The 5,227-nt window shown below is 43.6% G+C and carries 6 protein-coding genes; all 6 read left to right on the plus strand.

What is annotated here, in order from left to right; translation table 11 throughout:
- On the plus strand, window positions 1-627 hold a 627-nt coding region (locus NSB03_RS19840), incomplete at its 5' end, for a hypothetical protein (protein WP_257466603.1).
- Between the two features lie 156 nt (window positions 628-783).
- Entirely contained in the window at window positions 784-1,458 is a 675-nt protein-coding gene (locus NSB03_RS19845) for a DNA-methyltransferase (protein WP_136014084.1), read from the plus strand.
- The gene (locus NSB03_RS19850; protein ID WP_024988784.1) at window positions 1,433-1,777 is read left to right on the plus strand and encodes a hypothetical protein; all 345 of its coding nucleotides are present in this window, start codon (window positions 1,433-1,435) and stop codon (window positions 1,775-1,777) included. Before NSB03_RS19845 ends, NSB03_RS19850 begins: the two co-directional genes overlap by 26 nt.
- Window positions 1,758-2,438 (plus strand): hypothetical protein, encoded by a 681-nt coding sequence (locus NSB03_RS19855; protein WP_004318181.1) that lies wholly within the window; start codon window positions 1,758-1,760, stop codon window positions 2,436-2,438. The genes NSB03_RS19850 and NSB03_RS19855 overlap by 20 nt, the downstream gene beginning before the upstream one ends.
- Window positions 2,398-4,119, plus strand: a complete 1,722-nt coding sequence (locus NSB03_RS19860; RefSeq protein WP_128824528.1) for a hypothetical protein — start codon at window positions 2,398-2,400, stop codon at window positions 4,117-4,119. Before NSB03_RS19855 ends, NSB03_RS19860 begins: the two co-directional genes overlap by 41 nt.
- Window positions 4,120-4,564: 445 nt before the next feature.
- A complete protein-coding gene (locus NSB03_RS19865; RefSeq protein WP_024988786.1) occupies window positions 4,565-5,083 on the plus strand; it encodes a hypothetical protein in 519 nt (172 codons plus the stop codon).
- Window positions 5,084-5,227 lie beyond the last annotated feature (144 nt).

Consider the following 5,227-nt stretch of genomic DNA (forward strand, 5'->3'; position numbering starts at 1 on the left):
GTGGAAGAACTCGTTTCGTCTGATTTCCGGGATAAGGTTCTTTCCATGGATGAAAATGTCGACCGTGTGGAAGAACTGGAAGAGGAACTGGAGCAGGCAGAGAAACGATACAAGGCAGCTCCGGAAACCGTAACCAAAATGATACGTTTCCGTGAGAAATTTACTTTCCTGAACTCTCCGGATTGTCCCGACATTCTGAAAGTACTTGTTTCCGACATGTTTACCGCATACGGGAAGTATAAGGAGGCTTTCGCCCGCCTGGAAGCTACGCCGGATGATGTCAGTTCACTTTCTACAGCACAGGAAGCGCAGGCGGTTGTGGAAAACTTCATCGCTAACCGCGATATGTGGGACGAACTGGAATATTACCGGGAAAACGGAAAGATTCTGGGTAAATGTGAGAAGGTAAAAAGTTTGTCCGTCCGTAAGGGCGTCGAGAACCTTTCGGATATCGACATACAAAAGGCACTGAATAACGCCCGCGCCAACCTTTCAAAAAATAAGGCGAAACTGGAACAGGCTGGGGATGATGAGAAGAAGAAAGCGAGTGCCCTTGCATTGATCCAAAAGTGGGAAACTACACAGAAGGCCATAGAGGAAGAAATCGAGGCGCGAAAAAAAAAGTAGTCGAACTTATTGCCAGTCTGACAGGGAAACGGCAACGGATCACAAAGAACCTGGGCCGTTTCTCTCACCCTTGCGACCGTTCGGAGCTGGGACACCAGCTCAAAACATTAACCCTCCGGATAGAAAAAGAAGAAAGCCGGCTTAAACAATTTTCCAATGATTACAAATAAAATTTATAACGAGGACTGCCTGGAAGCATTGAAACGTGTTCCGGACAATTCCGTAGATTGTATAATAACCGATCCGCCTTATTTCCTGGGAATGACACACAACGGGCAGAAAGGCAGCTTTAAAGATTTGTCTATCTGTAAACCCTTTTACCGGGATTTGTTCCTGGAATTTAACCGGGTGAAGAAACCCGGTGCTTGCGTGTATTTTTTTACAGACTGGCGCGGGTATGCTTTTTATTATCCGTTGTTTGACTTGTATTTAGGCGCGTCAAACATGATCGTTTGGAACAAACAGTCAGGCCCGGGTAATCATTACGCTTTTATACATGAACTTATTTTGTTTCATTGTGGAAAGGGTGTTTCTATCGGTGCCACAAACGTAATAGATAATATCCGGTCTTTTTCGTCCGGTGCCAAAAAGGTAGAAGGTGAAAAGATTCATCCTACACAGAAACCGGTGGCGTTAATCCGTAAACTGATTGAAGACAGTACAAAGCCGGGTGATCTGATACTGGATACTTTCGGCGGTTCCGGTACTACGGCCGTGGCAGCCATTGAAAGCGGTCGGAACTTTGTATTAATGGAACAGGATGAAATTTATTATTTCACCGCACAGAAACGAATAAAAGATGCGTATGAACGATTTAACGGTGGTGGATAGTATTTATCTGGATGCACAGCAAAAAGAGGATGTACGCCGTTTGTCTTCTTTAGGGTATTCCCTGAAAGACATAGCCGTTTCCCTGGGGCTTTCTCTGGAGGATGCCGGGCTTTTTGTCCGGGATGCGGAAACGGCGGGAACTTCTGTTAACTTCCTGATCCGGGAAGGGATTCTCGTAGCACGTGCCGCCCCTGAAATAAAACTCCATGAAGCGGCGGAAGGTGGAAACGTGGAAGCTATAAAACAGCTGGAGGCCGTACGGAGAAGACATACTTTTGAACGTTTAATCGAACAAATGGATGACGACGAATTTAATTAAGCCCTCACGAATAGACTTTGACAAGGTGGATATCAACCAGATTCAAAGGATTCTTTCTACCGGTACGCTGGAAGCTCTCGCGCCCGATGAAAGGGAATATTACAGCCTTATGGAAATGGTACGGGGTCTTCGTGCCCGTATGCGTATAAATGGTAAGTTGGTGACAAAGGCCGGTATCATCCGCCTTTTAAAGTCGGAACCTTACGGCCTTTCGGACTGGATGGCCCGCCAGGTGTACGCCGACAGTCTCAATTTCTTTTATACGCAGGATAACGTACGCCCGCAGGCTTTCGCCAACCTGTATGCGGAAAAGGCCGAAAACTGGGCGAATACCGTCTTTCTTATGGGAAATGTGAAGGAGGCTAAGAACCTGCTGAAACTGGCGGCGGAACTTCGCGGATGTTACAAGGATCAACAAGCCGAAATACCGGAGGAACTGCTTTCACAGAAAAGCACGGTTATTTATACTACCAGCCGTAAGGATCTGGGTGTTCCTGAAATCGACCGTAAGGAACTGGAAGAGTTTATCGACGCGATACCGGAAATTCCTGTTATTGTACGTGATAATATAAAAGAGGATGCGCGTATTAAAGCTTTTGACCTGAAAAAACGTATGTTGTATGATATCAAAGAGTTCGGGGAAGACAACGAAGGTGAGTAACGCCGATGATGTGGAAATCAAATACGGCCATATAATCCAGGTTCTGACGGACTGGATCGATACTACTATTCTTGTATCTATTGACGGGCGCGGTACGGCCAAATCGACCGTTATACAAGCCAGGCGTTCCGCCCGTTGTGTGGAAGAAATGCCCGGCGGTGCGTTCGCTTTTGTTGCCAATACCTACAGTAACCTGGAAGATAATATAATGCCGGCCGTTCAGAAGGGCTGGCAGCTTATGGGCCTGATCGAAGGGGTACACTATGTAAAAGATACCCGCCCGCCTGAATCCTGGCGGCGTAAATGTTCGGTTATTGTGGATGATTATAAGCATGTTTACAGCTTCTGGAACGGATGCGTTATTTTCATGGGATCACTGGATAACCCTTCGCTGCTTGCCGGAAAGTCTGTAATACATCTGTTTTATGATGAAGCGAAGTACGACAAGGAAATGAAAGTAAACCGTGCTATGCCTATTCTTCGCGGTGATGCGATCACTTACGGACATTCCCATTTATTCCTGGGGATAACCATTACTACCGATATGCCGGATATCGACGAAAACGAGTACGACTGGTTTTTCCGGTATGTCAAGCAAATGGACCCGGAACGGATCATTAAAATAGTACAGGCGGCAAGTATGCGTAATGACCTGGTAATTTCTCTATTAAAAGAAGAAAGAAAAAATAAGCCTTCCCCCTTGAAGTTGAAACGTTTGAAACGGGATATTGAATATTACGACCGAGCTTTGTTGAAGTTGAGAAAAGGACAAACGTTCTTTCTTAACGCTTCTTCATTCGCTAATGTTGAGATACTTACGATTGATTATTTAAAGCGGTTGTATAATGGTACGTTGGAGCTTCACGAATTTAAAAAATCGGTGGTCGGTATGCGTCCCGGTCTTCGCAGGGATTTACGTTTCTATGTGTTGTTTGGTGAAGGACATAAGTATTATAACGGTACCGCGTCCGGGGAAGCCGCTTACAGTTCGCAGGAACTCCGGTACCTGCACCATGATAAAACGATTGAAGGCGGTATGGACTTCGGTAATATGCTTTCTTTGGTGATCGGTCAGGCGGACGGTGCTTATTACCGGGTACATAAGAACTTTTTTGAGATACCGCCGGGCTGGTTCCGGGAGATCGCCGACCAGTTCCTCACCTTCTTCCAGAACCACGAATACAAAGAGCTGGATTTGTACTATGACCGTGCAGGTAATAACTTTGAGAAACAGAAGGAGGATTACGCGGGTAAGATCAAAGACGCCATAGAAAAAGACGGCAGCGGGAATCGTACCGGCTGGATCGTAAACCTAAAGAGCCGCAAACAGGCAGTTATCCGGCAGGATGCGGAATACGACTTTATGCAGGAGATTATGAGCGGTACCAACAAGAACCTGCCTATCTTGCTGGTTGATGCGGTGAACTGTAAAGAAATGGTTAGTTCCGTAGAAAAGGCAAAGGCTGAAATCAAATACCGGGGTAATTCCAAAGTAGTGTTCAAAGTGAAGAAGTCCGAAAAGCTGGCACCCAAGAAATTACCGATGTTATCCACCAATTTCTCCGACGCTTTCAAATACTTATTGATGCGTCCCGGCTGGATAGCTTTAGTACGAGGCAAGCGGACACTGCAGGCCGATTCGTTTGTGGATCAATGGATAGAGAACAGGCACAAAAGGTAATTGCCTTATAACGCTGGAAAATTGCTTTTCCGGCGTTTTTTGTGTTACCAGGTTACAGGTACCATCTTCCAAGAGGTCATATTTCACCTTTTAGGGGAAGGGTAACTGCTTTCCGACTTCTGAGCGGCTCGGTCTTCGGAAGGTGCCATTTTTTTAGTTTTTGAAATTTTCTCCGGTTTTTGACTGTTTTTCAGTTGTTTATCTGCATTTAGACCAAAATTTTACGCGAAAAAGCGTGTTTTTTATGCGTTTTTACTCGTTTTTTGCCCGTTTTTGGGTGAATTACCGTGTATTTTGGGGCGGTTGCCTTTCATTTTTGGGGATTATATTCTTTATAAATGTACATATTTAAGTATTTTTGCAATCGTCAAAATTACACTGCATATAACCGTCAGAACTTACGGGTGGTACAGATGAAAGTATACACTAATTTTAAGTTACTGATATGAAGAAATTATTATTAATTACCGTGTTGGCTATTTTAGTAGTAGCAGCGACAGCACAAGAAACTCGAAAAACGTTTTGCCAAATTGTTGGTACCGGGAAATTTTTAAGTGCTAAAGTACGAGTTCAAATCGATTTTGGGCAAAAACGTTCTTATTGGAACCAGTATAAGAACTTTATGGTAGATGAAACTGGTAAGAGAATAGAGTTTTACTCTATGGTAGACGCTATGAATTATTTGGCTAAATTTAGGTGGAAATTTGAGCAGGCGTATGTTGTTACCGTGGGGGGAGAAAATGTATATCATTGGTTATTGAGTAAAGATATAGTTTCTGATGATGAAATACGAGAGGGGATTATAACACAAAAAGATTTTGAAGACATGGAGAAAGCGGCCATGGAAGATAAAGAGAATAATAATGAAGAGGTAGAAAAGAAAGTTCCTTTATTTATGCGAAATATGAAAAAAAGTGATAGTATTTTAGATAACGAGGAAACTATAAGAAAACGATATGAATAATAAAATATGGATTAACGCTCGCCAATTCTGGCGGGCGTTTTTGTTATGAAGTAACGAATCGTAGAATCGATAAATTTCTTTTATTTGTAACTTTAATTAACGTTTTTTTTTTTTTTATTCAGAATTTAATGCCGACATTTGCCC

Source organism: Bacteroides acidifaciens (assembly GCF_024623065.1).
GTDB lineage: Bacteria > Bacteroidota > Bacteroidia > Bacteroidales > Bacteroidaceae > Bacteroides > Bacteroides acidifaciens.